Genomic DNA, 25555 nt, shown 5'->3' on the forward strand with positions numbered 1-25555 from the left:
CTTCGCGGACGACAGTCCGCGAAGTACCCGACCTCACTCCCACTCGATCGTCGCCGGCGGCTTGCTCGACACGTCGTAGGTCACCCGATTGATGCCCCGCACCTCGTTGATGATCCGCCCCGACACCTTCTTGAGCAGCGCATACGGCAGCTCGGCCCAGTCGGCGGTCATGAAGTCGCTGGTCTGCACGGCGCGCAAGGCGACGACGTAGTCGTAGGTGCGGCCGTCGCCCATCACGCCGACGCTCTTCACGGGCAGGAACACGGTGAAGGCCTGGCTCGTGAGGTCGTACCAGGTCTTGCCGGTTTCGGCGTCGGTGAAGTTGCGCAGTTCCTCGATGAAGATGGCGTCGGCGCGGCGCAGCAGGTCGGCGTATTCCTTCTTCACTTCGCCGAGGATGCGCACGCCCAGGCCCGGGCCGGGGAACGGGTGGCGGTAGACCATCTCGGGCGGCAGGCCGAGCGCGACGCCGAGTTCGCGCACCTCGTCCTTGAACAGGTCGCGCAGGGGCTCGAGCAGCTTCAGGCCGAGTTGCTCGGGCAGGCCGCCGACGTTGTGGTGGCTCTTGATGGTGACGGCCTTCTTGCTCTTGGCGCCGCCGCTCTCGATGACGTCGGGATAGATGGTGCCCTGGGCGAGGAAGGTGGCGCCCTTGTGGCCGCCGTCGCCGGCCTTGAGCTTGGCGGCTTCCTGCTTGAACACGGTGACGAACTCGCCACCGATGATCTTGCGCTTGGCTTCGGGGTCGCTGACGCCCGCGAGCTTGCCGAGGAACAGCTCGCTGGCATCGACGCGGATGACCTTGGCGTGCAGCTTGCCCTCGAACATCTCCATGACCATGTCGCCCTCGTTGAGGCGCAGCAGGCCGTGGTCGACGAAGACGCAGGTGAGCTGGTCGCCGATGGCGCGGTGGATCAGCGCGGCGGCCACGCTCGAATCGACGCCGCCCGACAGGCCGAGGATGACCTCCTCGTCGCCCACCTGCTCGCGGATCTTCTGCACGGCCTCGGCGATGTGGTCGCGCATGACCCAGTCGGGCTTGGCCTCGCAGATGCCGAGCACGAAGCGCTCGAGGATGGCCTTGCCCTGCACGGTGTGGGTGACCTCGGGATGGAACTGCACGGCGTAGTAGCGGCGCGCCTCGTCGGCCATGCCGGCGATGGGGCAGCTGTCGGTGCTGGCCATGAGCTTGAAGCCCGGCGGCAGCTCGGTGACCTTGTCGCCGTGGCTCATCCACACGTTGAGCATGCCGTGGCCTTCGGGCGTGGCGAAGTCGGCGATCTCCTTGAGCAGCGCGGTGTGGCCGTGGGCACGCACGGCGGCGAAGCCGAACTCGCGCTTGTGGCCGCCCTCGACCTTGCCGCCGAGCTGGTGCGCCATGGTCTGCATGCCGTAGCAGATGCCGAGCACGGGAATGCCGAGATCGAACACGGCCTGCGGGCACTTGTCGGTGGTCTCCTCGTACACGCTGGCATGGCTGCCCGAGAGGATCACGCCCTTGAGGTGGCCGTCGGCCGCGTACTCGCGCACCCACTCGTCGCTGACGTCGCAGGGATGCACTTCGCTGAGCACATGGGCCTCGCGCACGCGGCGCGCGATGAGCTGGGTGACCTGCGAGCCGAAATCGAGGATGAGGATCTTGTCGTGTTGCATGGGCTGGGACTCAGAGCGTTGAAATGTCGAACAGCCGGACGCCCGCTTGCGGCGCGGCCTGGATGAGTTGCTCGTCGAAGGTGGCGAGCGGAAGACCGAGCGAGCGCGCGAGCCAGAGATAGCCCGCGGCATAGAGCGACACGCCGGCATCGATGGCGACGGCGAGCACGGCCTTGTGCTGGGCCGGCGCGAGTTCGTGCAGCTCGACGCGATGGCGGATGGCATCGAGCACGCTCCACAGGCCCTCGACGGCTGAGGACGGAATACGCCCGCTGCGCACGCCGTTGGCGATGACGTTGGCGCACTCCCATTGCCAGGCATTGGGCGCCTGCGGCTCGACCTCGTCGCGGCGGATGGCGGCGTAGAGCCTGCGCGTGTGTTCGTTGGCGTGGTCGGGCAGCAGCCAGGCGGCGGTGACCGAGGCGTCCATGACGAAGGCGGTCATGGCTGACGGCCCTGGTTCAGCAGCGCGCCGGCCGGGGTGCCCGGCAGGATGGCGGCATGGAGCGCGTCGATCTGGCCCAGTTCGCGCGCGATCTGCTCGTCGGTGATGACCGGCTTGCGCCGCACCGGCAGCATGCGCACCACCTCCTTGCCGTGGCGGGTGATGCGCACCTCCTCGCCCTTCTCGACCGAGTCGATCAGGGCCGAGAAGTTGTTCTTGGCTTCAGCGATGCCGATGGATTGCATTGGGGCCAGAAAATTTGAATCTGGCCCGAATTCTAAACCTGATCTGGCCCGACTTTCAAGGTCTGGCCAGAATCAGGTTCAGCCACCGCTTACTCGGCGCGGTAGTTCGGCGCTTCCTTCGTGATCTGCACGTCGTGGACGTGGCTCTCGCGGATGCCGGCGGTGGTGATCTCGACGAACTCGGCCTTGTTCTTCATCTCTTCGATGGTGCCGCAGCCGCAGTAGCCCATGCTGGCGCGAACGCCGCCGGCCATCTGGTAGATGATCGAGACGATCGAGCCCTTGTAGGGCACGCGGCCCTCGATGCCCTCGGGCACGAGCTTGTCGGTGTTGGGGTTACCGGTGGTCGATTCCTGGAAGTACCGGTCGGCACTGCCCTGCTGCATCGCGCCGATGGAGCCCATGCCGCGATAGCTCTTGTAGCTGCGGCCCTGGTACAGCACGATCTCGCCGGGCGCCTCTTCGGTGCCGGCGAACATGCTGCCCATCATCACGGTGCTGGCGCCCGCCGCGATGGCCTTGGCGATGTCGCCCGAGTAGCGCACGCCGCCGTCGGAGATCAGCGGCACGCCGCTGCCCTGCAGCGCGGTGGCGACGCTGTCGACCGCCATGATCTGCGGCACGCCCACGCCGGCCACGATGCGGGTGGTGCAGATGGAGCCCGGGCCGATGCCGACCTTGACCGCATCGGCACCGGCCTCGGCCAGCGCGCGCGCGGCGTCGCCGGTGGCGATGTTGCCGCCGATCACGTCGATCTGCGGATAGTTCTGCTTGACCCAGCGCACGCGCTCGATCACGCCCTTGCTGTGGCCGTGCGCGGTGTCGACCACGATGGCATCGACGCCGGCCTTGACCAGTGCCTCGACGCGCTCCTCGGTGCCCTCGCCCACGCCGACCGCCGCGCCCACGCGCAGGCGGCCCGAGGCATCGCGCGCGGCGTTGGGGAAGGTGGTCTGCTTGGTGATGTCCTTGACGGTGATCAGGCCCTTGAGCTCCCAGTCGCTGTTGATCACGAGCAGGCGTTCGAGCTTGTGCTTGTTGAGCAGCGCCTTGGCCTCGGCCAGCGTGGTGCCGTCGGGCACGGTGATCAGCCGGTCGCGCTGCGTCATGATCTCGCTCACGGGCACGTCGTAGCGGTTCTCGAAGCGCAGGTCGCGCCCGGTCACGATGCCGACGACGCGGCCGGCGTCGACCACCGGGAAGCCCGAGATGCCGAGCTGGTCCGACAGCGCCATCACCTGCCGCACCGAGTGCGTGGGCGTGATCACCACCGGATCGCGCAGCACGCCCGATTCGTAGCGCTTGACCTTGGCCACTTCGGCGGCCTGCTGCTGCGCGGTGAGGTTCTTGTGCACGATCCCGATGCCGCCTTCCTGCGCGATGGCGATCGCGAGGCGGGCTTCGGTCACGGTGTCCATCGCCGCCGAGACGAGCGGGATGTTCAGCGTGATGTTTCGGGAGAATTTGGTGGCGAGGGAGGTGTCCTTGGGCAGGACCTGGGAGAACGCTGGCACCAGCAACACATCGTCGAAGGTGAGCGCTTTGCCGAGAAGGCGCATGGGTGAGGCTCCAAAAGACGGATTGTAACGAGGCCGCGGGGTATGCTGGCGGGCTCACCGCAGCTCGGCCCCGCGCGGTGCGGGCCTATCGCCCGCCCGTCGCCTCCCGCGTCGCCATTTGCCCACTGCCCGGTCCCCGGACCGCGGCGAAAACCAATCACTGCCTGTTGCAAAACGTAAGGCATCGCTAGACTTGCGCCCCATGAAGTTCCTGCTCAGCCTCCTGCTCGGATCGATCTGCCTGCTGCCCCTGGCCGCGGACGCTCAATGGCAATGGATCGACAAGAACGGCAAGAAGGTCTTCAGCGACCAGCCGCCGCCGACCGACATTCCCGAGAAGAACATCGTGCGTCGCGCCGGCCCGCCGGCGCGCACCGGCTCGGGCGTGGCGGCGCCCGAGGGCACGGCCACCACCGACAAGGGCGCCGAGGCACCGGCTGCACCAGCCGCGCCGAAGGCGCCGACGGTCGACAAGGACCTCGAGGAAAAGACAAAGAAGGCCGAGGCCGACGAGAAGGCCAAGCAGGCCGCCGAGGCAGCGAAGCTCGCCAAGGCCAAGGCCGAGAACTGCAGCCGCGCCCGCGAAAGCAAGGCCACCATGGACAGCGGCATGCGCATCGCGCGCGTCAACGCCAAGGGCGAGCGCGAGATCCTCGACGACAACCAGCGCGTGGCCGAGCAGCGCCGGCTGCAGTCGGTGATCGACAGCGACTGCAAGTAAGCCGCGCCGAGGGGTTCAGTACCCCGCCTTGCCGCCCTGGCGCCGGTTCGCGAACAGCCCGGTGCCGCGCGCGCCCTGCCGCTGGAAGCGCTCGCGCCGCGCCACCTTCGGATCGACCTCGAGCGCGCGGCACAGCTCGACGCGATCGCCGTCTTCGAGTGCGTCGTCCCAATCGGCGGTCCGGCCCCAGATGCCGGGCGTCATCGTCTGGCGCCAATCGAGCGCGGGAAAGCGCTTCGCCAGGGTGCTGGCGCGGATCGCGTCGCTCACGGTGGCGCCGGCGGCCAGGCGCAGCGGCTCCTCGAACACCTCGCGCGGTGCCGGCGAGCAGCTCAGGGTCACCTCGATCATCGGTGCTTCAGGCTGCGCCGTAGACCTGCTCGGCGCGCTTGACGAAGGCCTCGACCAGGCTCGAGGCGATGGTGTCGAACACCGGGCCCACGAGGGCCTGCAGCGCGAAGTTGCTGAAGCCGTAGCTCAGGTGCAGCTCGACGCGGCAGGCGCGCTCGCCGCCCTCGCCCACCGGCACGAATTTCCAGTGGCCGTCGAGGTTGGAGAACGGCCCGTCGACCAGCTTGAGCTGCACCTCGCGGCCGGGCACATGGGTGTTGCGCGTGGTGAAGCTCTGGTGCAGGCCCGCGAAGGCCAGGCCGACCTCGGCGGTCATGCCGGCCTCGTCCTGCTCGATGACGCGCGCCTTGTCGCACCAGGGCAGGAACTGGGGGTACTTCGCCACATCGGTGACCAGCGCGTACATCTCTTCGGCGCTGTACCAGATGAGAACGGACTTGTTGACTGTTTTCATTGAATCGGATCGAGAGACCGATTCATTGTAGGGAGCCCGCGCGGCTCCCTCTCTCGCGGGACGAGAGGCCGCCTCAACCCGAGCGCGACCAGGCCGCCATCAGCGTGTTCGAGGGCTGCGTCTCGTTGAGCAGCTTGCGCGCCGTCTCGACGCCAGCCACCGGCAGGCCCTTCGGATCGAGCAGCCCCACCTGCACCAGCACGCTGGCCTGGTCCCAGTAGATGTGCTCGTGGTAGAGCCTGTCGCCGCGGAACTTCACGATCGCCACCAGCGGAATCTCCACCGGCCTGCCCGTGGGCGCCACGCCGGGCAGCAGCCAGTCGATCTCGCAGCTGTGGGTGAAGCAGAACAGCATCTCGTCGACGATCTGCGTCGCGCCCACCGTGCGCGAGATCGGCACCAGCCGCGTGTCGGGCGGATTGCTGTTCACGAAATGGTGCTGGTAGAAGCGGCTCAGCATCGCGTGCCCCACGCCGCCGGTCATGGTCGGGATGTGGTTGACGTAGGGCTCGGCCACCATGGTGGCCATGGTGTCGGCCACGTTGCGCGTGCCGAACTCGTACTCGCAGTGCTTGTCCCACAGCGCCGAGAAGTCGTAGTGCGGACCCATCTCGCGCCGGAACGCGGCCACGCTGCGCTCGTGCGCCATCAGCGCCGAAGGCTTGTGGTAGTGGTCGCCGCCCAGGCGCGCAAAGGCGTGGTCGACGCCCGGATAGACGTAGAGCTCGCACCCGGGCCGCGCTCCAAGCGTCTCGACGATGCGCGCCCGAGCCTCGGGCGGGCAGAAGCCGTCGAGCTCGGGGATGTGCAGCACCAGCCGGCCCTGGATGCGGTCGGCCTCCTCGAGCCGCTGCTCGATGCCCACGCCGTAGTAGCCCACGCAGACGTCGGCATCGGTGCGGCAGGCCGCGAGGTAGGCGAGCTTGCCGCCCATGCAGAAGCCCAGCACGCCGGCCTTGCCCTGCTGCTCGGGCAGCGAGCGCAGCAGCGCCAGCGAAGCGGCCACGTCCTCGGTGCCCTTGTCCTCGTCGAAGCCCTTGTAGAGCGCGAAAGCCTTCTGCCAGTCGTCGGGCGCATAGCCGAGTTCGACCTCGGGCTGCTGGCGCCAGAACAGGTCGGGCGCGAGCACCACGTAGCCTTCTTCCGCGTAGTAGTCGGCCACCTGCCGCATGGTGGCGTTGACGCCGAAGATCTCCTGCGCCAGCACGATGCCGGGGCCCTTGCCCGAGGCGGGGGTGGCGAGGTAGGCGCGGAAGCTGCCGCTGCCGTCGATGGCCGGCACCCGCAGCCAGCGGCCCTTCTGAGCTGTCATGTCTTTCTCCTTGTTCCGAATCTCTGGATCGTGGGGTGGTTCGGCCGGCGCTCAGGCCGGCACGCACTCGTCGCGCAGGGTGGTGAACTGGCCGCAGGCATAGAGCAGCGGCAGCCCCTGCGCATCGGTGATGCGCGCGGCCTTGACCTCGCCGATCAGCATCGCGTGGCTGTGCGCCACCATCATCTCGTCGACCACGCAGTCGAACACCGCGAGCGCGCCGCGCAGCACGGGCGCGCCGGTCACCAGCGTCTCCCAGTGCGCGGGATCGAAGCGCTCGCCGGCCTCGCCCTGGCGCGAGAAGGCCAGCGCCAGCGCCGACTGGTCGAGCGCGAGCAGGTTGACCGCCATGCGGCGGCTCTGCGCGATGGTGCGGAAGCTGCTGCCCTGCAGGTTGACGCAGGCCAGGATGCGCGCGGGCTCGGCCGAGAACGAGGTCACGGCCGTGGCCGTGAGGCCCACGGGCGTGTGCCCATCGGTGCTCGTGACCACGGTCACGGCGCCGACCAGGCAGCGCATGGCGCGCCGGAAGTCGCCCGCGCCCACGTTGGGTTCGCAGCGTAGCGACTCGATGGCCCGGAACTCGCCGCGCATGGTCAGGCCGCCTCCGGTTGCGGCGCCAGCGAGCGCAGGTAGGCGCTGCTCGCGTCGGGCGTCATGAAGAACTCGGCGTAGTCGCGCGGATCGTTGAAGCCGTTGACGAAGCGCCGCGCCACGGCCGGATTGCCCTGGGCCGCGCCCAGCACCTCGAGCACGTGCGGGGGCGGCGGCTGCAGCATCGCGTTGGTCCATTCGACGACGTGGCGCGCATAGCGCCAGTAGCCGTCGAAGGCCGACTGCATGAAGTCCGCGTCGAAGGCGCCCTCGCCCTGCGCCAGGATGGCGCGCAGGTAGGCATCGGCGCACTTGGCGGCGTTGTTCGAGCCCTGGCCGGTGATCGGATCGTTGAGGCACACCACGTCGCCCATGCCGAGCACGGCGCGGCCCGAGGGCAACCGCCCGACCGGCTTGCGCACCGTGGGCGCGAAGCGGCCGGCCAGGATGCCGTTGTCGTCGGTCAGTCGCACGTCGCGGCAGCGTTCGGCCTCCCAGGGCGTGAAGGTGTCGAGGATCGACAGCGAGCGCTCGAGGGTGCTGCGCGGGCGTCTTCACGTCGGCCCAGCAGTCCATCGGGCCGCCGGGCACGCCCTCGAACACCATGATCTCGCACGGCCCCGTCACGGTCAGCGCGGGGAACACGAAGTACTCGCCGACGCCGGGGATCAGGTTGAAGTTGACGGCCGAGTATTCGGGGCGCGGCGTCATGCCGTGCACGTAGGTCAGGGCCAGCGCGCGCTGCGGTTTGTCATAGGGCGAGCGCTGAGCGTCGCGTTCGAACATCTGCGCGATCTCGCCCTTGCCGGCCGCCACGATCACCAGGTCGTGCGACTGGGTCCAGCGCTCGAGGTCCTCGATGCCCGCGTCCTGGAACAGGATCTGCCCGCCGCGTTCCTCGAAGGTCTTCATCCAGGCCGGCACCTTCACGCGCTGGTCGACCGAGCGCGCGGGCGCGTCGAGGCGGTGCGACCAGCCGAGCAGCTTCTCGCCGGGCTTCTCGGGATGCGGCACGGCGAAGCCGATGCCCTCGACCGGCGGGCAGCTGTCGGCCCACTGGTCGATGCCGAGGTCGCGCTCGACCCGCAGGCTGGCGTCGAACATGCACTGGCTCGACATCACGCGGCCGGTGGCGATGTCCTCGGCGCTGCGGTTCGAGACCACGGTCACCTCGTGGCCCTCGCGCTGGAGGCCCAGCGCCAGTTGCAGGCCCGACTGGCCCGCGCCGACGATCATGAAACGGCGCGGCTTGGCGCCCTGCGATGCGATGTTGCTCATGGGTATGCCTCGTTCGTGGGTGGGGGTGATGAAAGGGATGCGCCGGCCGCCTTCAGGCCGCGAGCTTGGGAATGGCCGGTTCGCCCTGCTCCGGGCCCAGGGCAGAGTAGCCGCCGTCCACGGCCCAGTCGGCGCCGGTGACGAACGAGGCCTTGTGCGAGCACAGGAAGGCCACCACGTGGCCGACCTCGACCGGCTCGCCGACGCGGCCGAGCATGTGGAAGGGCCTGGCCACCGCATCGGTCTTGGCACGATCGCCGCCGGTGAGCTGGTCCATCACGGCCGACCAGGTCCAGCCCGGCGACACCGAATTGACGCGCACCTTCATCGGCGCCAGGTCCAGCGCCATGTTGCGCGTGAGCTGCACGAGCGCGGCCTTGCTCACCGGATAGAGCCAGCGGCCGGTCTGGGCCACGCCCGAGGAGATCGAGGTGAAGTTGACGATGGCGCCGCCGCCCGCGGCCTGCATGAAGGGCAGCGTGGCGCGCGCCATCATCACGGCCGAGACCAGGTTGACGTCGAGCGCGGCCTGCCATTCGCCGCGCGGCGAGGCCAGGCCGTTGTCGAGGTAGCTGCAGGCCAGGTTCACGAGCGCATGGATGCGGCCCTCGGCATCGGCCGCCTGCTCGACGCAGGCCTGCACGGCGGCGTCGTCGGTGATGTCGGTGGCGATGAACTGCGCACCGATCTCGCGCGCCACCGCCTCGCCGCGCGCCACGTCGATGTCGGCCAGCACCACGCGTGCACCGGCATCGCGCAGGCAACGGGCCACGCCCGCACCGATGAGGGTCGCGCCACCGGTGACGAGCACCGTCCTGTCCTGCAAGTCCTTGTCGCTCATGCCTTTTCTCCTGGTTGGTCCCGTTGTCAATTGCTTGCAGTTACTTTAGATTTGAAGGATTCAGAGCCCAATCCGGATTGCGCAGGCGCTGTCCGCAAAACGCATTTATTCGCTGCCCCCACGCCGCCCCGCATGGAACACGCTGTCGCTGCATCGGCCTCGCTTCCCCTGTCGCGCTACGCCGTCATCGCCACGCCCGACCTAGACGAGGCGCGCGACGAGGTGGCGCGCATCTTCTGTCCGCACCGGCTGCACCTCGGGCACGGCAGCTCGCGCTTCGACGCGCGCCACCACGTCGCGCCGCTGGGCGACATCTCGCTGAACTACGTGCAGTACGGCGCCGAGGTCGAGATCGATCCCGGCTGCCTCGGCGACTTCTATCTGCTGCAGATTCCGCTCAGGGGCAATGCCCGCATCGAGTGGGCCGGCCAGAGCTTCACCTCCGATGCGCACCGCGCCTCACTGGCCTCGCCGAGCCAGCCGCTGCGCATGCGCTGGGGCGACGACACGCCGCACCTGATCGTGAAGATCGGCAAGGCGGTGGTGCAGCGCCACTGGGAATCGCTGTGCGGCGAGGCGGCCGGCGCGCGGCCGCTGGAGTTCGAGCCCGAGATCGCGCTCGACGAAGGCGCGGGCGCGAGCGTGAAGCACCTGGTCGAGTTCCTCGCGCAGGAGCTCTCGTGCGGCCGCACGCCGCTGACCACGCCCTTCCTGGCCCAGGCCGAATCGGGCCTGATCCACACCCTGCTGGGCCAGTTGCCGCACAACCAGAGCGCGCGCCTGGGCGCCGAGCGCGGCGACGTCTCGCCGCGCGCGCTGCGCCGGGCCCGCGAGTACATCGAGGCGCACCTGCCCGATGCGCTCACGGTCGACGAGATCGCCTCGGCCAGCGGGCTGTGCGTGCGCAGCCTGCAGGTGGCGTTCCGCCAGCACGCGGGCCAGACGCCGATGGCCTACCTGCGCGAGCGGCGCCTGCTCGCGGTGCACGAGCGCCTGAGCGAGCCGGGCGCCGACACCACCGTGACCTCGGTCGCGCTGCAGTTCGGCTTCGCCCACCTCGGGCGCTTCGCGCAGGACTACGCGCGGCGCTTCGGCGAATCGCCCCATCGCACGCTGCAGCGGCAGCGCTGAAGGCACCTGCTGCCACTTTCATAGAATCCACGCCCTGTGCATGCCGGGCGGTTGTCCGGGCGCCATGCGCCCCCAAATGACAACGATGGCCACCAAGAAACAAGACACCTCCTCCCGCATCGCCGACAACAAGAAGGCGGCGTACAACTATTTCTTCGAAGAACGCTTCGAGGCCGGCATGGTGCTGGAAGGCTGGGAAGTGAAGGCGCTGCGCGAAGGCAAGGTGCAGCTCACCGACGGCTACGTGGTGATCCGCGACGGCGAGATGTTCGTGCTCGGCTGCCAGATCAACCCGCTCAAGAGCGCCTCGACCCACGTGACGCCCGACTCGGTGCGCACCAAGAAGCTGCTGCTGCACAAGGAAGAGATCCGCCGCCTGACCGGCAAGGTCGAGCAGAAGGGCTACACCCTGGTGCCGCTGAACCTGCACTGGAAGGCCGGCAAGGTGAAGTGCGAGATCGCGCTGGCCAAGGGCAAGGCCGAGCACGACAAGCGCGACACCATCAAGGACCGCGAAGGCAAGCGCGAAGTCGAGCGCGCGATGAAGAGCCGCAGCCGCTGAGCCGCGGCGTTCGCGCTTTTTTTTGCGCGGCCCTGGAATAAACGCGGCGCCGCGGGCGTTCATGCAGGTGTCGCCGGATCGTCCGGCGCCACAACCAGGAGCTCTTCCATGCCGCTGACCTCGCGCCGCCTTCCCTTCCTCGCCGCCACGCTGCTGGCCGCCGGTTTCCTCTCGCTGCCCGCCGCGGCCCAGCCCAAGGCCGCCGATGGCGCCCTGGTCGGCCCCAACGGCATGACCCTCTACACCTTCGACAAGGACACGGCCGGCAACGGCAAGTCGGTCTGCAACGGCCAGTGCGCCACCAACTGGCCGCCGTACATGGCGGCCGATGGCGACAAGGCCGCGGGCGACTTCAGCATCGTCACGCGCGACGACGGCAAGAAGCAGTGGGCCGCCAAGGGCTGGCCGCTGTACTACTGGATCAAGGACACGAAGCCCGGCGACAAGACCGGCGACGGCGTCAACGGCAGCTGGAAGACCGCCAAGCCCTGAGCCCGGGCCTTCCCGCCTTCCATGGACGCCCGCCAGCTCGCCCCGCACATTCCCGGCCTGCGCCGCTATGCGCGCGCGCTGACCGGCAATGCCTGGGCGGCCGACGACCTGGTGCAGGACACGCTCGAGCGCGCCTGCAGCAAGTGGCGGCTGTGGGTGGCGGGCAGCGACCTGCGCGCCTGGCTGTTCGCGATCATGCACAACCTCTTCGCGAGCCAGGTGCGCCGTGCGCCGCCGCCGCATGCGGCGGTATCGCTCGACGAACTGCCGCCCGAACAGCAGGGCGGCGTCGACCCCGGCCGCGATCACGGCGTGCGGCTCGACCTGCAGCGCTGCCTGCTGCAGCTGCCGGAAGAGCAGCGCGCCGTGCTGCTGCTGGTGACGCTCGAAGACCTGTCCTATGCCGAGGTCGCGAAGGTGCTCGGCATTCCGCTGGGCACCGTGATGTCGCGGCTCTCGCGTGCCCGCGCGCGGCTGCAGGAACTGCTCGATGGCGCCGCCGCATCCGGTGCATTGGCGGGCACGTCGGCAGGCACACTGGCGGGCAGTGCGCCCCCGCGCCCCGGCCTGCGCCGCCTCAAGTAACGCCATGAACCGCCCCGCCCCGCCCCCTTCCGACGACGAGTTGCACGCCTGGGTCGACGGCCGGCTCGCGCCCGAGCGCCGCGCCGCCATCGAGGCCGCGCTGGCGGACGATCCTGCGCTCGCGGCGCGGGTCTCGCTCTGGCAAACGCAGCGCGACACGCTGCGGCAGCTCCATGCCGAGCTGCTGCACGAACCCGTGCCGGCCCACCTGTCGGCCGTGCTCGAGCGCGAGGCCGCGCCGCGCGACGGCTGGTGGCGCTGGGGCGGCATCGCGGCCGGCCTGCTGATCGCCTTCGGCGCCGGCTGGCTCGGCAATGCCCAATGGAGCGCCAGCCAGCGCCCGGGCACCGCGCTGGCGCGCGCGCCGGCGGTGCGCGAATTCGTCCATGCGGCCTCGCTCGCGCACCAGGTCTACACGCCCGAGAAGCGCCACCCGGTCGAGGTGGCCGCGGCCGAGCAGCAGCACCTGGTGCAGTGGCTGTCACGGCGGCTCGACCGGCCGCTCAAGGTGCCGGACTTCTCGACCCTGGGCTACACGCTGGTCGGCGGCCGGCTGCTGCCCGGCGAGAACGGCGCCCGGGCCCAGTTCATGTTCGAGGATGCGGCCGGCGAGCGCGTCACGCTCTATGTCGGCCAGCTCGATCCGAAGACCGCGGGCGCCGCGCCGGCCCCCGCGCCCGAGACCGCGTTCCGCTTCGCCACCGAGGGCGCCGTGCCCAGCTTCTACTGGGTCGACCAGGGTTTCGGCTACGCGGTGGCCGGCCGGCTGCCGCGCGAGACGCTGATGAAACTCGCGACGCTGGCCTACCGGGATCTGTCTTGAGCGCGGCATACACTCGGCCGGTTCGCGCATGCATTCCCTCATTTCCATGTTCGCGATCACTCAACGAAGGAGAAACTGCATGAAATTGCTCAGCGCCTCGATCCTCGCGGCCGCCCTGCTCGCCGGCTGCGGCAGCATGTCCAACCAGAGCGCCAGCGCGCCCGACACCCCGACGCGCACCGCCGACGGCGTGCTGGTCGGCCCCAACGGCATGTCGCTCTACACCTTCACCAAGGATGCCGCCGGTTCGGGCACCTCGGCCTGCAACGGCCAGTGCGCGACCAACTGGCCGCCGCTGGGCGTGGCCGAAACCGCCAAGCCGATGGGTGGCTACACCATCATCATCCGCGAGGACGGCAAGCGCCAATGGGCCTACAAGGGCTGGCCGCTGTACTACTGGGCCAAGGACGCCAAGCCGGGCGACAAGACCGGCGACGGCTTCGGCAACGGCGCCTGGAAGCTCGCGCGTCCCTGAGACAGCGCCCATCGCCCGGGGCTCGCGCCCGGGCGATCCACACGCCAGGAAGGCGGCCCGCGGTGGCCGCCTTTTTCGTTTCCGGACCCGCCGCGCGCAGGCGGCAGAATGACCCGATGCCCTTGAACGCCAACCTCGACGCCTTCGCCGCCCTGCTCCCCCTCGGGCTCATCACCGACGAACAGCACGATGCCGCGCTGGCCCATCGCGGATTCGCCGCTCTGCCTTCCCTGCCGACCCCGGCCCATGCGCTGGACTGGATGCAGCAGCAGGGGCTGATCGATCCCGTGGCCTCGCACGTGCTGCGCATCCAGCTCGACCGGCGCGTCGAGCGCAACGAGCTCGACCGCGGCACGCGCGACGAGGCCGTGGACGTCGCCGAACAGGCCGAGGCGCTGCACCGGCTCGGCGAGCGCGGCATCGTGCGCGAGGCCGTGCTCACGCTGCATGCGGACGGCCGCATCGACGCCGATGCGCGCGACGAGGCACTGGAGCGCGTGCCGGTCGGCGGTGCCGAGCCCGACCCCGAGGCCGCGCACGCCTGGCTCGACCCCGAGCCCTTCGAGGCGCTGGTCCTCCAGGGCCTGGTCGATGCGCCCCGGCTCGCCATCGCGCGCGCCCATCCCGAATACGCGAGCCTGCCCAAGCCGCCCACGCCGGCCCATGCCTATGCCTGGATGCGGCTGCGCGGGCTGCTGCCGGCCGAGAACGAGGACCAGGACACGCTGATCGAGCGCATCGTCGCGGCGCACGGCGATTCGATGGCCGAGGACGCGGAGGACACGCTCGACGAATCCGACGAGCTGCTCGAGGCCGGCGCGATCGGTCTCTCGCATGCGGTGGTGCAGGCGCTGCGCGACGACGGCCTGCTCGACGCCGAAGACCTCGAGGAGGCGCTGCCCTGGGTGCCGCTGGTGGCCGACAAGCGCGCCGATCCGCCCACCGCCCTCGCCTGGCTGGTGACCGACGGCTGGCTCGAGGAAGAACGCTTCGAGGCCATCGCCGCGCGCGTGGAGGCCGAGCCGGCCTTCGTCGGCGCCGACGAGCGGCGACGGATCATCGCGCAGGCGCGCGAGCGCATCGCGGCCGAGACCGCGAGCGCGAAGGCCGCGACGCGCAAGCGCTCGACGGGGCTGCGCCCCCCGCGCTGGCTCGGCGTGATCGCGGTGCTCGCGATGGTCGGCGCGGCGGGCGCCTATCTGTGGAAGCTCAACGCCCTGCCGGCCTGCAACAGCGACCTGGCGCGGCGCGAACTCGGCAGCCTGGTGTCGAGCACTAGCAACGACGAGCGGCTGCGTTCCGAGCCCGGCGTCGAGGCCCGCGTGAGCGCGCTGCACGAGATCGGCTTCCTCAAGCCCGACAAGGTGCGCGGCTGCCTGGCCACGCTGTCGCGCGACGGGAAGACCGAGACCATCGGCTTCACCATCGGGTCCGACAGCGGCGGCTCGGGCGGCGACACGGTGGTGCGCGGCGCCGAGGCGGCGATCGTCGAGGCGCGCTTCGGCGCGCTCGATGCCGAAGGCCGCCCGCGGCACAACGCCGAGCCGGTCGGCCGGCCGGCGCTCGCGGACGCGCTGCGCGAAGGCGTGGACAAGCTGGAGGCGCGCATGCGGGCGCCCAAGACCCTGCAGGAACGCCTGCGCGCGCTGCGCGAAATGCCGCTCATGGCGATCGATCCGGACCCCAGGCTCGCGCTGACCGAGGTCGAACCCGCGGGCGCCTGCCAGGCCGGGGACGGGCAGCAGCAGGTCTGCCCGGTGGTGATGGTCTACGACGACCGTCGGCTCGGCGCCATCGGCGGCGTGCAAGCCAGCGGCGCCGCGTCGCTGCCGCTGCGCGCCGAGATCACGCTGGCGCCCGACGACAACGACGTCTGGCGCGTGGATGGGGATTTCGATCGACGCTTCGCGATGGCGGTGGTCGAGGCGCGGCTCACGAAACAGGGCGTGAGCGATGCCGCGCTGGGACCGCTCGAGCTGCCCGAGCCGCCGCCGCCCCCGCCGACGATCGTGCTGCCGAAGCTGCCGCCACCGAAAGTGGCGCGCTGAGTGGCGCGCTAAGTGGTGCGCTGAACGCCGCGCCCGGCCTCGATGGCCGGGACGCGGGGACCGTCGTCAGACGGCCGATTCGCGGCTCGCGCGCTTGCGCTCGTGTTCCTTCAGGAAGCGCTTGCGCAGGCGCACGCTCTTGGGCGTGATCTCGACCAGTTCGTCGTCCTCGATGAACTCGACGCCGTATTCGAGCGTGAGGTCGATCGGCGGCGTGATCTTGATCGCGTCTTCCTTGCCCGAGACGCGGAAGTTCGTGAGCTGCTTGGTGCGGGTGGCGTTCACCACCAGGTCATTGTCGCGGCTGTGGATGCCGACGATCATGCCTTCGTAGACCGGATCGTTCGCCTTCACGAACATGCGGCCGCGGTCGTCGAGCTTGCCGAGGGCGTAGGTGAAGATCTCACCGTCGTCCATCGAGATCAGCACGCCGTTCTTGCGGCTGCCGATCTCGCCCTTGTGCGGCTCGTAGCTGTCGAAGATGTTGCTGATCAGGCCCGAACCGCGCGTCAGGTTCAGGAATTCGTTGGTGAAGCCGATCAGGCCGCGCGCCGGAATGCGGTACTCGAGGCGCACGCGGCCACGGCCGTCCGGTTCCATGTTGACGAGTTCGCCCTTGCGCTCTCCCAGGGCCTGCATCACGCCACCCTGGTGCTGCTCTTCGATGTCGGCCGTCACCAGCTCGATCGGCTCGTGCTTCTCGCCGTTGACGTTGCGGAACACCACGCGCGGCTTCGAGACGGCCATCTCGTAGCCTTCGCGGCGCATGTTCTCCAGCAGGATGGTCAGGTGCAGTTCGCCGCGGCCCATGACTTCGAACACGCCTTCCTCGTCGGTCTCGTTCACGCGCAGCGCCACGTTGTGCTGCAGTTCCTTCTGCAGGCGGTCCCAGATCTGGCGGCTGGTGACGTACTTGCCTTCGCGGCCGGCCAGCGGGCTGGTGTTGACGCAGAAGTTCATGGTCAGCGTGGGCTCGTCGACCTTGAGCATCGGCAGCGGGGCCGGGTTCGCGGGATCGGTCACGGTGACGCCGATGCCGATGTCGGCGATGCCGTTGATCAGCACGATCTCGCCCGGGCCGGCTTCGGTGGCCTGCACGCGGTCCAGGCCCTGGAAGGTCAGCACCTGGTTGATGCGGCCCTTGACGGACTGGCCGTCCGGGCCTTCCATCACCAGCACGTCCATCATCGGCTTCAGGGTGCCCTGGCTGATGCGGCCCACGCCGATGCGGCCGACGAAGGTCGAGAAGTCGAGGGCCGAGATCTGCAGCTGCAGCGGCGCGGCCGGGTCGCCCTTCTGCGAAGGCACGTGCTTCAGGATGGTGTCGAACAGGGCCGACATGTCGGGACCCCACTGCTCGCCGGGCGCGCCCTCTTCGAGCGAGGACCAGCCATTGATGCCCGAGGCGTAGACCACGGGGAAGTCGAGCTGTTCGTCGGTCGCGCCGAGCTTGTCGAACAGGTCGAAGGCGGCGTTGACCACCTTGTCGGGGTTGGCGCCGGGCTTGTCGACCTTGTTCACCACCAGGATCGGCTTCAGGCCCAGGGCCAGTGCCTTCTTGGTCACGAAGCGCGTCTGCGGCATCGGGCCTTCCTGCGCGTCGATCAGCAGCACCACGCCGTCGACCATCGACAGCGCGCGTTCCACTTCACCGCCGAAGTCCGCGTGGCCGGGGGTGTCGACGATGTTGATGTGCGTGCCCTGCCAGGTCACGGCGCAGTTCTTCGCCAGGATCGTGATGCCACGTTCCTTTTCGATCGCGTTGTTGTCCATCACCGTGTCGACGACCTTCTCGTGCTCGGCGAAGGTGCCCGATTGGCGCAGCAGCTGGTCGACCATCGTGGTCTTGCCATGGTCCACGTGGGCAATGATGGCGATATTGCGGATTTGCTTGGTCATGGTGTCGCTTCGGTCTGTGGTGCGTTCAAAAGAATTTGCTGGATTTCGATGGGGTTCAGCAAGCGCCCCGGGATCAGTTCATGGGCGGCCACATGGGCCGTGCCGAGGAAGGCCGGGGGCGATTCGCCGAACACCGCGACCCGGGCCGCATCGGCCCACGGCCCGCGCCGACGCAGGCCGGACAGAAAGCGCCCTGCATCCTCGCTGCCCAGCGTGACGATCGTGTGGCCCTCGACCAGGCATTCGGCAGGCAACAACCGGGCCAGCCGCTCGTCCTCGTCCATGGCCTCCAGGGCCTCGAGCGTGATGCACTGGGCCGCCACGAAGCCGCCGGTGGCGGTGCGACGCAGCGAGCTCAGGTGGGCGCCGCAGCCCAGGGCCTCGCCGATGTCCTCGCCCAGGGTGCGGATGTAGGTGCCCTTGCTGACCGAGGCCTCGATGCGGATGGCATCGGCCCCGGTCTGCGCGATCTTCAGCGCGTGGATGACGACGTCGCGCGGCGCGCGCTCGACCTCGATGCCCTCGCGCGCGTATTCATAGAGTGCCTTGCCGTCCTTCTTGAGCGCGCTGTGCATCGGCGGCACCTGGCGGATCGGGCCGGTGAACAGCGCCTCGGCGCGCGCGAGGTCCTCGGCCGTGACCTGGACCGGGCGTTCGGCGATCACCTCGCCCTCGGCGTCGCCGGTGGCGGTGCGGATACCCAGCCGCGCGGTGGCGACGTAGGTCTTGTCGGCGTCGAGATGCAATTGGCTGAACTTGGTGGCCGCGCCGAAGCACAGCGGCAGCACGCCGGTGGCCAGCGGATCGAGCGTGCCGGTATGGCCCGCCTTCTCGGCGCGCAGCAACCACTTGGCCTTCTGCAAGGCCTGGTTGCTGGACAGTCCCAGCGGTTTGTCGAGCAGCAACACCCCATGCACAGGGCGCCGCTGCACCCTTGTGCGTGGCGCATTCATGGCTAGTCGTCTTTCGAACGCGAAGCGACGGCCTGCGCAATCAGCGCGTTCATGTCGGCGGCACGCTCGGTGGTGCGGTCGAACACGAAGTGCAACGTGGGCACGGTGTGGATGTGCAGGCGCTTGAACAGGCCGTTGCGCAGGAAGCCCGCGGCCTGGTTGAGCGCTTCGGTGGTCTCGTCCACGTCGCCGGTGAGCAGGCTGAAGAAGATCTTCGCGTGCGCATAGTCGGGCGTGACTTCCACCGCCTGCAACGTGACCATGCCCACGCGCGGGTCCTTCAACTCGCGCGCGATCAGCTCCGTCAGATCGCGCTGGATCTGATCGGCGACCTTGAAGGCGCGGTTGGGAGTGGCGGCTTTTCTTTTGGGCATTGACGAATGCGGAAGCGTTCCCGGATGTGGAAAGCGCAGATCGCGAAGCTCGGCGCTTCGCGACCTGCGCGTTCGGTCGTCCGTTTACAGCGTCCGGGCGATCTCCTTGATTTCGAAGAATTCGAGTTGATCGCCTTCCTTGATGTCGTTGTAGTTCTTGAGCTTGATACCGCACTCGAAGCCTTCGCGCACTTCGCGGACGTCGTCCTTCATGCGCTTGAGCGAGTCGACTTCGCCGGTGTAGACCACCACGTTGTCGCGCAGCAGGCGGAAGTGCGAGCTGCGGGTGACATAGCCCGAGGTGACGTACGAGCCGGCCACGGTACCGATCTTCGAGGCCACGAACACCGTGCGGATCTCGGCCGAGCCGATGATTTCCTCGCGGCGCTCCGGCGCCAGCATGCCCGACATGGCGACCTTGATCTCGTCCACCGCGTCGTAAATGATGCTGTAGTAGTTGAGCTGGACACCATTGCCCTCGGCCAGCTTGCGCGCGCCGGCATCGGCACGCACGTTGAAGCCGATCACCACCGCCTTCGAGGCGATCGCGAGGTTGATGTCGCTTTCGCTGATACCGCCCACGCCGGCATACACCACCTGCACCTTGACCTCTTCGGTCGCGAGCTTGAGCAGCGATTGCGCGAGCGCTTCCTGCGAGCCCTGCACGTCGGCCTTGATGATGATGCGCAGCGTCTGCACTTCGCCCGCCGACAGGTCGGTGAACATGTTCTGCAGGTTCGCGGCCTGCAGCTTCGCCAACTTGGTGTTGCGGAACTTGCCGGCACGGTAGGTGGCGATTTCGCGCGCACGGCGCTCGTCGCTCATCACCATGAACTCGTCGCCGGCCTGCGGCACTTCGGTCAGGCCCTGGATCTCGACCGGGATCGACGGACCCGCCGTCTTGGTCGGCTTGCCGTCCTCGTCGAGCATGGCGCGCACGCGGCCATAGGTCGAGCCGGCCAGCACCACGTCGCCGGTCTTGAGCGTGCCGGACTGAACCAGCACGGTCGCGACCGGGCCGCGGCCCTTGTCGAGCTGCGCTTCGATGACCAGGCCCTTGGCGGCGGCATCCACCGGCGCCTTGAGTTCCAGCACTTCGGCCTGCAGCAGCACCTGTTCGAGCAGGTCGTCGATGCCCTGGCCGGTCTTGGCCGAGACGCCGACGAACGGAACGTCGCCGCCGTACTCTTCGGGCACGACCTCCTCGGCCACCAGTTCCTGCTTCACGCGGTCCAGGTTGGCATCGGGCTTGTCGATCTTGTTGATCGCGACCACGATCGGCACACCCGCCGCCTTCGCATGCTTGATGGCTTCCTTGGTCTGGGGCATGACGCCGTCGTCGGCCGCCACCACCAGGATCACGATGTCGGTGGCCTGCGCACCGCGGGCACGCATGGCGGTGAACGCCTCGTGACCCGGGGTGTCGAGGAACGACACCATGCCGCGTTCGGTTTCCACGTGGTAGGCACCGATGTGCTGCGTGATGCCGCCGGCTTCGCCCGCGGCCACCTTGGCGCGGCGGATGTAGTCCAGCAGCGAGGTCTTGCCGTGGTCGACGTGACCCATGACGGTCACGACCGGTGCGCGCGGCAGGGCCTCGGCGGTTTGCGCCGACACGTCCTCGTCGGTGAAGGCTTCGGGATCGTCGAGCGCGGCAACCACCGCGTTGTGACCCATTTCCTCCACCACGATCATCGCGGTGTCCTGGTCGAGCGCCTGGTTCATCGTGGCCATCTGGCCCAGCTTCATCAGCTGCTTGATCACCTCGGACGCCTTGACCGACATCTTGTGCGCGAGCTCGGACACCGTGATGGTTTCCGGCACGTGCACCTCGATGATGCGGGCCTCGACCGGTGCTGCCGGTGCGTGCTGCTGGTCGTCGTGGCCACGGTCGTTGCCGCGGCGTCCGCGCGGACCGCCGCGCCAGTTGCCACGGCCCACGCCGCCGCTCGCGTCGCCGCGGGTCTTGATTTCCTTCTTCTTGGCGGTGTCGCCGGCCCAGCTCGACGAGAGCTTGGCCGATTTCACTTCCTTGCCGGCGGCACCGCCGGCGGGCGCGGCCGCGGCACCCGGCGCGGCCGGCGCGCCGGCGCGGGCCGCGGGCGCGGTCGGCTTGTGCAGCGTGCCCTTGACGCCACCGGCGGGCTTGACCTCGGCGGGCTTCTCGGCCTTGTGCGGCACCAGCACTCGGGCCGGCGCATTCATCATGGCGCGGATGGCCTCGGCTTCGGCCAGGGCCTTGCGGCGACGCTCGTCGAGGTCGCGCGCACGCGCGGCTTCCTCGTCGGCACGGGCCTTGGACTCGGCGGCGGCCTTGGCCTTCGCGTCTTCCTTGGCTTGCGCGGCGGCGGCCTGGGCCGTGGCCTTGGCCTCGGCGGCCTGCTTGGCGGCGGCGACCTGCGCTTCCGCGGCTTCCTTCAGCGCAGCGACTTCGGCCTCGGCCTTGGCGGCACTGTTGGCGGAGCTGCGAGCGACCGGCTTGGCCGCTTCGGCTTCGGTCTCGGCCTTCTTCTGGGCTTCCTGGCGAGCCACCTGCGCGGCTTCCTGGCGTGCCTGCTCGGCCTGTTCGGCCTGCTCGGCGCGTTCCACCTTCTCGCGTTCGCGGGCTTCGGCTTCCTCGCGCTGGCGGCGCTTCTCGGCCAGCTCTTCTTCCTGGCGACGGATCAGCTCGGCCTGGCGGCGGGCTTCCTCCTCGCGACGCGCGAGTTCGGCTTCATCGATGCGCGGCGCGGCCGGCTCGGCCGGGGCGGCGACGGGCGCGGCGGCCACCGGTGCCGGTGCCTCGACGGCACCCGCGGGGCCTTCGTCGCGCTGGATGAAGGTGCGCTTCTTGCGCACCTCGACCTGGATCGTGCGGGCGCGGCCGGTGGCGTCCGCCTGCTTGATCTCGCTGGTCGACTTCTTGGTCAACGTGATCTTCTTGCGCTCGGGCTCGACAGTGCCGTGGCTGGCCTTCAGGAAACCGAGCAGGCGCTGCTTGTCCGACTCGGTCAGTGCGTCGCTGGCGGCCGCTTTGGGCACACCGGCGCTGCGAAGCTGATCGAGCAAGGTTTCGGGAGTCTTCTTGAGTTCATTCGCGAACTCGGCGACAGTGGTACTGGACATATTCGTTTCGTGCCTCCATGACCATCACTCTTGGCCAGCGAACCAGTGTTCGCGGGCCTTCAAGATGAGGGTTTTGGCGTCATCGGCGCTCAGGCCGGTGATCTCGGTGAGTTCATCGACCGCGAGGTCGGCCAGGTCGTCGCGGGTGTTCACCCCCGCCTCGGCCAGCTTCGGAATCAGGTCGGGGTTCAGGCCTTCGAGGTCGCGCAGGTTCTGCGAGACGGTATCGACGCCCTCTTCCTTGGCGATTTCCATGGTCAGCAGCGCATCCTTGGCACGCGAGCGCAGCTCGTTGACCGTGTCTTCGTCGAAGGCTTCGATCTCGAGCATCTCGGAGATCGGCACGTAGGCCACTTCCTCGAGGCTGGTGAAGCCCTCGGAGATCAGGATGTCCGCGATTTCCTCGTCGACGTCGAGCTTCTCCATGAACAGGCGGCGCGCGGCATCGGTCTCGTTCGCCTGCTTCTGGGCCGACTCGTTGGCGTCCATGATGTTGATCTTCCAGCCGGTGAGCTCGGAAGCCAGACGCACGTTCTGGCCGCCACGGCCGATCGCGATCGCGAGATTTTCCTCGTCGACCACCACGTCCATGGCGTGCTTTTCCTCGTCCACCACGATGGACGACACGTTGGCCGGCGCCAGGGCGCCGATCACGAATTGGGCCGGATCCTCGCTCCACAGCACGATGTCCACGCGCTCGCCGGCGAGCTCGTTGGTCACGGCGTTGACGCGTGTGCCGCGCACGCCGACGCAGGTGCCGATCGGGTCGACGCGCTTGTCGTGCGAGAGCACGGCGATCTTGGCGCGCGAACCGGGGTCGCGGGCGCAGCTCTTGATCTCGAGCAGGCCCTGTTCGATCTCGGGCACTTCCTGGCGGAACAGCTCGATCATGAACTCGGGGGCCGAGCGCGACAGGATGATCGGCGCGCCGCGCAGCGTCAGGTCGACCTCCATGATCATGGCGCGCACGCGGTCGCCGTTGCGCAGGTTTTCCTTGGCGATCATCTCGCTGCGGCGCAGGCGGCCTTCGACGCGGCCGGCCTCGACGATGATGTCGCCCTTGTCCAGGCGCTTGACGGTGCCCACGAAGATCTTGTCGCCGCGCGACATGAAGTCGTTGAGCAGCATCTCGCGCTCGGCGTCGCGGATCTTCTGCAGGATCACCTGCTTGGCGGCCATGGCGCCGATGCGGCCGATCGGCACCGAGTCCACCGATTCCTCGATGTACTCGTCGACCTCGATGTCGGGCATCTCTTCCTTGGCCTCGAACAGCAGGATTTCCTGGTCGGGCTGCTGCAGGCCGGCTTCGTCGGGCACCACGTGCCAGCGACGGAAGGTCTCGTAGTCGCCGCTGTCGCGGTCGACGGCGACGCGGATGTCCACCTCGCCCTGGTACAGCTTCTTGGTGGCCTGCGCCAGCGCGGACTCGACCGCGCCGAAGACGACGTCACGCTCGACGTTCTTCTCGCGCGAGATCGCATCCACCAACATCAACATTTCGCGATTCATGCCACCACTCCTCTAGTCAGTCCGGAACCTTTGTTCCGCCAATGTCCTGCGAGCCCTGACGGGCCCTGGGCTTGCGCCCCTTGAAATCCACGATGGGTGCCAGCCGCGCTTCGCGCAGCTCGTCCAGCACGAAGCCCAGCGCCTGCAACGGTGCCGGCGCGCGCTTCCTGCTGACCTTCTGACCCGGCTTGGGCTCCGGCGCGTCGCTCCAGACGATCTGCCAGCCCTGAGGGCCGTCGGCCCCTTCCGCCTGTGCGGCCCGCTCGAGCGTGCCGCGAAACTTCTTGCGATTGGCCGACACCTGGCCGGCCGCCGCCTCGCCGATCGGCGCCTTCAGCGTGATGTCGATCACCTCGCCCTCGAAGCGCTCGAAATCCTTCTCGTGGCGCAGCGGGCGGTCGATGCCCGGCGAGGACACCTCGAGCCGCTTGTACTCGGCGCCGTCGACCTCGAGCGCGAACTGGAGCTGTCGCGTGACCTTCTCGCAGTCCTCGACCGTGACGAAGGGCTCGGGCGTGCCGGCGGCGAGAGCCTCCGATGTGGGGGCCGTCCACGGCAAATCAATCGTCACGCGCAGCAATCCTCCCGCCGAGCGTTCGATCTCGACCAGGTCGTAGCCGAGCCCGGCCACGGTTTGTTCCACTGTCTGCTGCAATGCCACGTGTTCGAAGATGCCTTTTTATTCAGTTCAACGATGCGCAAGACCCGCCCGCCAGGTAATGCGCCATCGATCAAAAAATCCGTGAGAGACCGGGTCTTGCCCGGCGATCCGAGAACGGATGGACCAAAAAAAACGGGCGGTTGGTACCCGCCCGTTTGGTCGTGAGCCTCGAATTATATGCCACTTCTGTGATAAATGAAGGGGCACTTCTGCACACGGGCCACACCCGTTCGCGTCTCAGGGCGTGGCAGCCCCTTCCCGTGCGGCGGCCACGCGCCGCGAGCGCGCCCAGACGGCCGCGAACAGCACCGATCCCAGCGCCAGCGCGGCAGCGGCGACCAGCAGCGGAATCTGGAACGAACCCGTGCGCTGCGCCAGCGGCGCCGCGAACAGCGGGCCGATGATTTGCCCCACGCCGTACGAGGCGGTGGCATAGCCGATCAGCCCGGCCGCCGCGTTGCCGCGCAGCCGGCGCGCGTCGCGCACCGCGAACAGCGTGATGGCGGTGAACGGCATGCCCAGCAACAGGCTGCCGAGGGCGAAGCCGACCACGCTGGGCCAGGCCACCGACAGCACCACCCCGACCGCCTGCAGCGCATAGGCGATCGCCAGCAGCAGGCGGTTGTCCCAGTGCACCGGCGCGCGCGCGCCGATCAGCGCGCCCGGGATGATGGCGGCGCCGAACAGCGGCCAGAAATAGTCGGGCCAGAACGAGCCCGGCAGCGCCTGGCGCGCGATCACCGGCAGGAAGGTGGCGGTGATGATGTAGCCGAAGCCCGCCAGCCCGTAGAGCGCGACCAGCCAGATCGCATCGGTGCGCGCCGCGGCCGAATCCCGCGCGCTCGGCGCCGCGGCGGGCGCGGGGGCCGCCCCGCCGGCCACGGCCTGCTCGCCGTCGTTGAAGACGCGCCAGATCACCGCGATCAGCACCAGCGCCAACAGGCCCAGGCCGATCCAGCCGGTTTCCGATCCCCAGCGGCCGAGCGCCCCGCCCAGCAGCCCCGTCATGGCGATGCCGACGCCCGGGCCGGTGTAGATCACGCCGCCGAGCGCCGGCGAACGCGTTTCGGCCAGCCGGCGCAGGCCCCAGGTCGAGGCGAACACGAACACCCAGGCGCTCATCACGCCGGCCGCCGCGCGCAGCACGCCCCAGGCACCGAAGCTGTGCAGCAGCCCCATGCCGATCAGCAGCGCGGCGGTGGCCAGCAGCCCGCCGCGCACCATGGTCTTGGCGCGCACCCCGATGGCGGCGCAGCTGACCGCGCCGACGAAGTAGCCGAGGTAATTGAGCGAGGCCAGCAGCCCGCCGGCCTCGAGCTCGAGCTTGCCCTCGTGCAGCATGATCGGCAGCATCGGCGTGAAGGCGAAGCGCCCCAGCCCCATGGCCACCGCCAGCGTCACCATGCAGGCGAGCGCCGCCCGCCAGGCGCCGCGCCTGTCTTGTCCGATTTCCGACATCTTTTCGCGCAATGCTCGTTGTTGTGG

The 25555-nt window shown here is 69.0% G+C and carries 24 protein-coding genes and 1 pseudogene; 8 read left to right on the forward strand and 17 right to left on the reverse strand.

Annotated elements, in window-relative coordinates:
* Positions 1-33: 33 nt before the first annotated feature.
* From guaA to guaB, 4 genes are all read right to left on the reverse strand, one after another.
* Positions 34-1653, reverse strand: coding sequence for a glutamine-hydrolyzing GMP synthase (gene guaA / locus ACHMXE_RS27895; RefSeq protein WP_209545026.1), 1620 nt, complete (start codon positions 1651-1653; stop codon positions 34-36).
* Positions 1654-1663: 10 nt separating this feature from the next.
* Positions 1664-2098 carry a type II toxin-antitoxin system VapC family toxin gene (locus tag ACHMXE_RS27900; RefSeq protein ID WP_057591696.1) on the reverse strand — a complete coding sequence of 145 codons (435 nt, stop codon included), beginning with the start codon at positions 2096-2098 and terminating at the stop codon, positions 1664-1666.
* Complete coding sequence (locus tag ACHMXE_RS27905; protein ID WP_209545025.1) at positions 2095-2343, reverse strand: type II toxin-antitoxin system Phd/YefM family antitoxin; 249 nt, start codon at positions 2341-2343, stop codon at positions 2095-2097. Before ACHMXE_RS27905 ends, ACHMXE_RS27900 begins: the two co-directional genes overlap by 4 nt.
* 89 nt (positions 2344-2432) lie before the next feature.
* Positions 2433-3902: an IMP dehydrogenase gene (gene guaB, locus ACHMXE_RS27910; protein ID WP_203205972.1), complete on the reverse strand. Its 1470-nt coding sequence runs from the start codon at positions 3900-3902 to the stop codon at positions 2433-2435.
* Between the two features lie 202 nt (positions 3903-4104).
* Between guaB and ACHMXE_RS27915 the strand changes: the two genes are divergently transcribed.
* On the forward strand, positions 4105-4623 hold the full coding sequence (locus ACHMXE_RS27915; RefSeq protein ID WP_395347480.1) for a DUF4124 domain-containing protein: 519 nt from the start codon (positions 4105-4107) through the stop codon (positions 4621-4623).
* Between the two features lie 15 nt (positions 4624-4638).
* On the opposite strand, the gene ACHMXE_RS27920 is transcribed toward ACHMXE_RS27915, so the two are convergent.
* The 6 genes and pseudogenes from ACHMXE_RS27920 to ACHMXE_RS27945 form a co-directional block, all read right to left on the reverse strand.
* Positions 4639-4974: an RnfH family protein gene (locus ACHMXE_RS27920; protein ID WP_395347481.1), complete on the reverse strand. Its 336-nt coding sequence runs from the start codon at positions 4972-4974 to the stop codon at positions 4639-4641.
* A gap of 7 nt (positions 4975-4981) precedes the next feature.
* Entirely contained in the window at positions 4982-5428 is a 447-nt protein-coding gene (locus ACHMXE_RS27925; RefSeq protein ID WP_203205969.1) for a type II toxin-antitoxin system RatA family toxin, read from the reverse strand.
* 73 nt (positions 5429-5501) lie between these two features.
* Positions 5502-6740, reverse strand: a complete 1239-nt coding sequence (locus ACHMXE_RS27930) for a dienelactone hydrolase family protein (RefSeq protein WP_395347483.1) — start codon at positions 6738-6740, stop codon at positions 5502-5504.
* 51 nt (positions 6741-6791) lie between these two features.
* A complete protein-coding gene (locus ACHMXE_RS27935; protein WP_395347484.1) occupies positions 6792-7334 on the reverse strand; it encodes a flavin reductase family protein in 543 nt (180 codons plus the stop codon).
* 2 nt (positions 7335-7336) lie between these two features.
* Positions 7337-8612 (reverse strand): annotated as a pseudogene (locus tag ACHMXE_RS27940) (styrene monooxygenase/indole monooxygenase family protein).
* Positions 8613-8664: 52 nt separating this feature from the next.
* Positions 8665-9453 carry an SDR family oxidoreductase gene (locus tag ACHMXE_RS27945; protein ID WP_395347485.1) on the reverse strand — a complete coding sequence of 263 codons (789 nt, stop codon included), beginning with the start codon at positions 9451-9453 and terminating at the stop codon, positions 8665-8667.
* A gap of 132 nt (positions 9454-9585) precedes the next feature.
* On the opposite strand from ACHMXE_RS27945, the gene ACHMXE_RS27950 reads away from it, so the two are divergent.
* The 7 genes from ACHMXE_RS27950 to ACHMXE_RS27980 all read left to right on the forward strand — a co-directional run bounded on the left by ACHMXE_RS27950 (position 9586) and on the right by ACHMXE_RS27980 (position 15569).
* Positions 9586-10584, forward strand: a complete 999-nt coding sequence (locus ACHMXE_RS27950; protein WP_395347486.1) for an AraC family transcriptional regulator — start codon at positions 9586-9588, stop codon at positions 10582-10584.
* 85 nt (positions 10585-10669) lie between these two features.
* A complete protein-coding gene (gene smpB / locus ACHMXE_RS27955) occupies positions 10670-11146 on the forward strand; it encodes an SsrA-binding protein SmpB (RefSeq protein ID WP_057591776.1) in 477 nt (158 codons plus the stop codon).
* Positions 11147-11254: 108 nt separating this feature from the next.
* Positions 11255-11638, forward strand: coding sequence for a hypothetical protein (locus ACHMXE_RS27960; RefSeq protein WP_093341776.1), 384 nt, complete (start codon positions 11255-11257; stop codon positions 11636-11638).
* A gap of 21 nt (positions 11639-11659) precedes the next feature.
* The gene (locus ACHMXE_RS27965) at positions 11660-12223 is read left to right on the forward strand and encodes an RNA polymerase sigma factor (protein ID WP_395347488.1); all 564 of its coding nucleotides are present in this window, start codon (positions 11660-11662) and stop codon (positions 12221-12223) included.
* Positions 12224-12227: 4 nt separating this feature from the next.
* The gene (locus ACHMXE_RS27970; RefSeq protein ID WP_395347489.1) at positions 12228-13046 is read left to right on the forward strand and encodes an anti-sigma factor family protein; all 819 of its coding nucleotides are present in this window, start codon (positions 12228-12230) and stop codon (positions 13044-13046) included.
* 79 nt (positions 13047-13125) lie between these two features.
* Positions 13126-13521: an ATP-binding protein gene (locus ACHMXE_RS27975; RefSeq protein WP_203205960.1), complete on the forward strand. Its 396-nt coding sequence runs from the start codon at positions 13126-13128 to the stop codon at positions 13519-13521.
* A gap of 116 nt (positions 13522-13637) precedes the next feature.
* On the forward strand, positions 13638-15569 hold the full coding sequence (locus ACHMXE_RS27980) for a hypothetical protein (protein WP_395347490.1): 1932 nt from the start codon (positions 13638-13640) through the stop codon (positions 15567-15569).
* 66 nt (positions 15570-15635) lie between these two features.
* On the opposite strand, the gene typA is transcribed toward ACHMXE_RS27980, so the two are convergent.
* From typA to ACHMXE_RS28015, 7 genes are all read right to left on the reverse strand, one after another.
* Positions 15636-17468, reverse strand: a complete 1833-nt coding sequence (gene typA, locus ACHMXE_RS27985; RefSeq protein WP_203205958.1) for a translational GTPase TypA — start codon at positions 17466-17468, stop codon at positions 15636-15638.
* Positions 17465-18421: a tRNA pseudouridine(55) synthase TruB gene (gene truB / locus ACHMXE_RS27990; protein ID WP_395347491.1), complete on the reverse strand. Its 957-nt coding sequence runs from the start codon at positions 18419-18421 to the stop codon at positions 17465-17467. Before truB ends, typA begins: the two co-directional genes overlap by 4 nt.
* Positions 18422-18423: 2 nt before the next feature.
* Positions 18424-18795, reverse strand: a complete 372-nt coding sequence (rbfA, locus tag ACHMXE_RS27995) for a 30S ribosome-binding factor RbfA (protein ID WP_093341767.1) — start codon at positions 18793-18795, stop codon at positions 18424-18426.
* Between the two features lie 84 nt (positions 18796-18879).
* Complete coding sequence (gene infB, locus ACHMXE_RS28000; RefSeq protein WP_209545004.1) at positions 18880-21900, reverse strand: translation initiation factor IF-2; 3021 nt, start codon at positions 21898-21900, stop codon at positions 18880-18882.
* A 24-nt stretch (positions 21901-21924) separates the two neighbouring features.
* A complete protein-coding gene (gene nusA / locus ACHMXE_RS28005; protein WP_093341763.1) occupies positions 21925-23409 on the reverse strand; it encodes a transcription termination factor NusA in 1485 nt (494 codons plus the stop codon).
* Positions 23410-23425: 16 nt separating this feature from the next.
* Entirely contained in the window at positions 23426-24070 is a 645-nt protein-coding gene (gene rimP / locus ACHMXE_RS28010) for a ribosome maturation factor RimP (RefSeq protein ID WP_209545002.1), read from the reverse strand.
* A 237-nt stretch (positions 24071-24307) separates the two neighbouring features.
* The gene (locus ACHMXE_RS28015) at positions 24308-25528 is read right to left on the reverse strand and encodes a YbfB/YjiJ family MFS transporter (RefSeq protein ID WP_395347493.1); all 1221 of its coding nucleotides are present in this window, start codon (positions 25526-25528) and stop codon (positions 24308-24310) included.
* Positions 25529-25555: the final 27 nt, after the last annotated feature.

Origin of the sequence: Variovorax sp. UC122_21, from assembly GCF_044056785.1 — a bacterium.
Taxonomy (GTDB): Bacteria; Pseudomonadota; Gammaproteobacteria; order Burkholderiales; family Burkholderiaceae_C; genus Variovorax.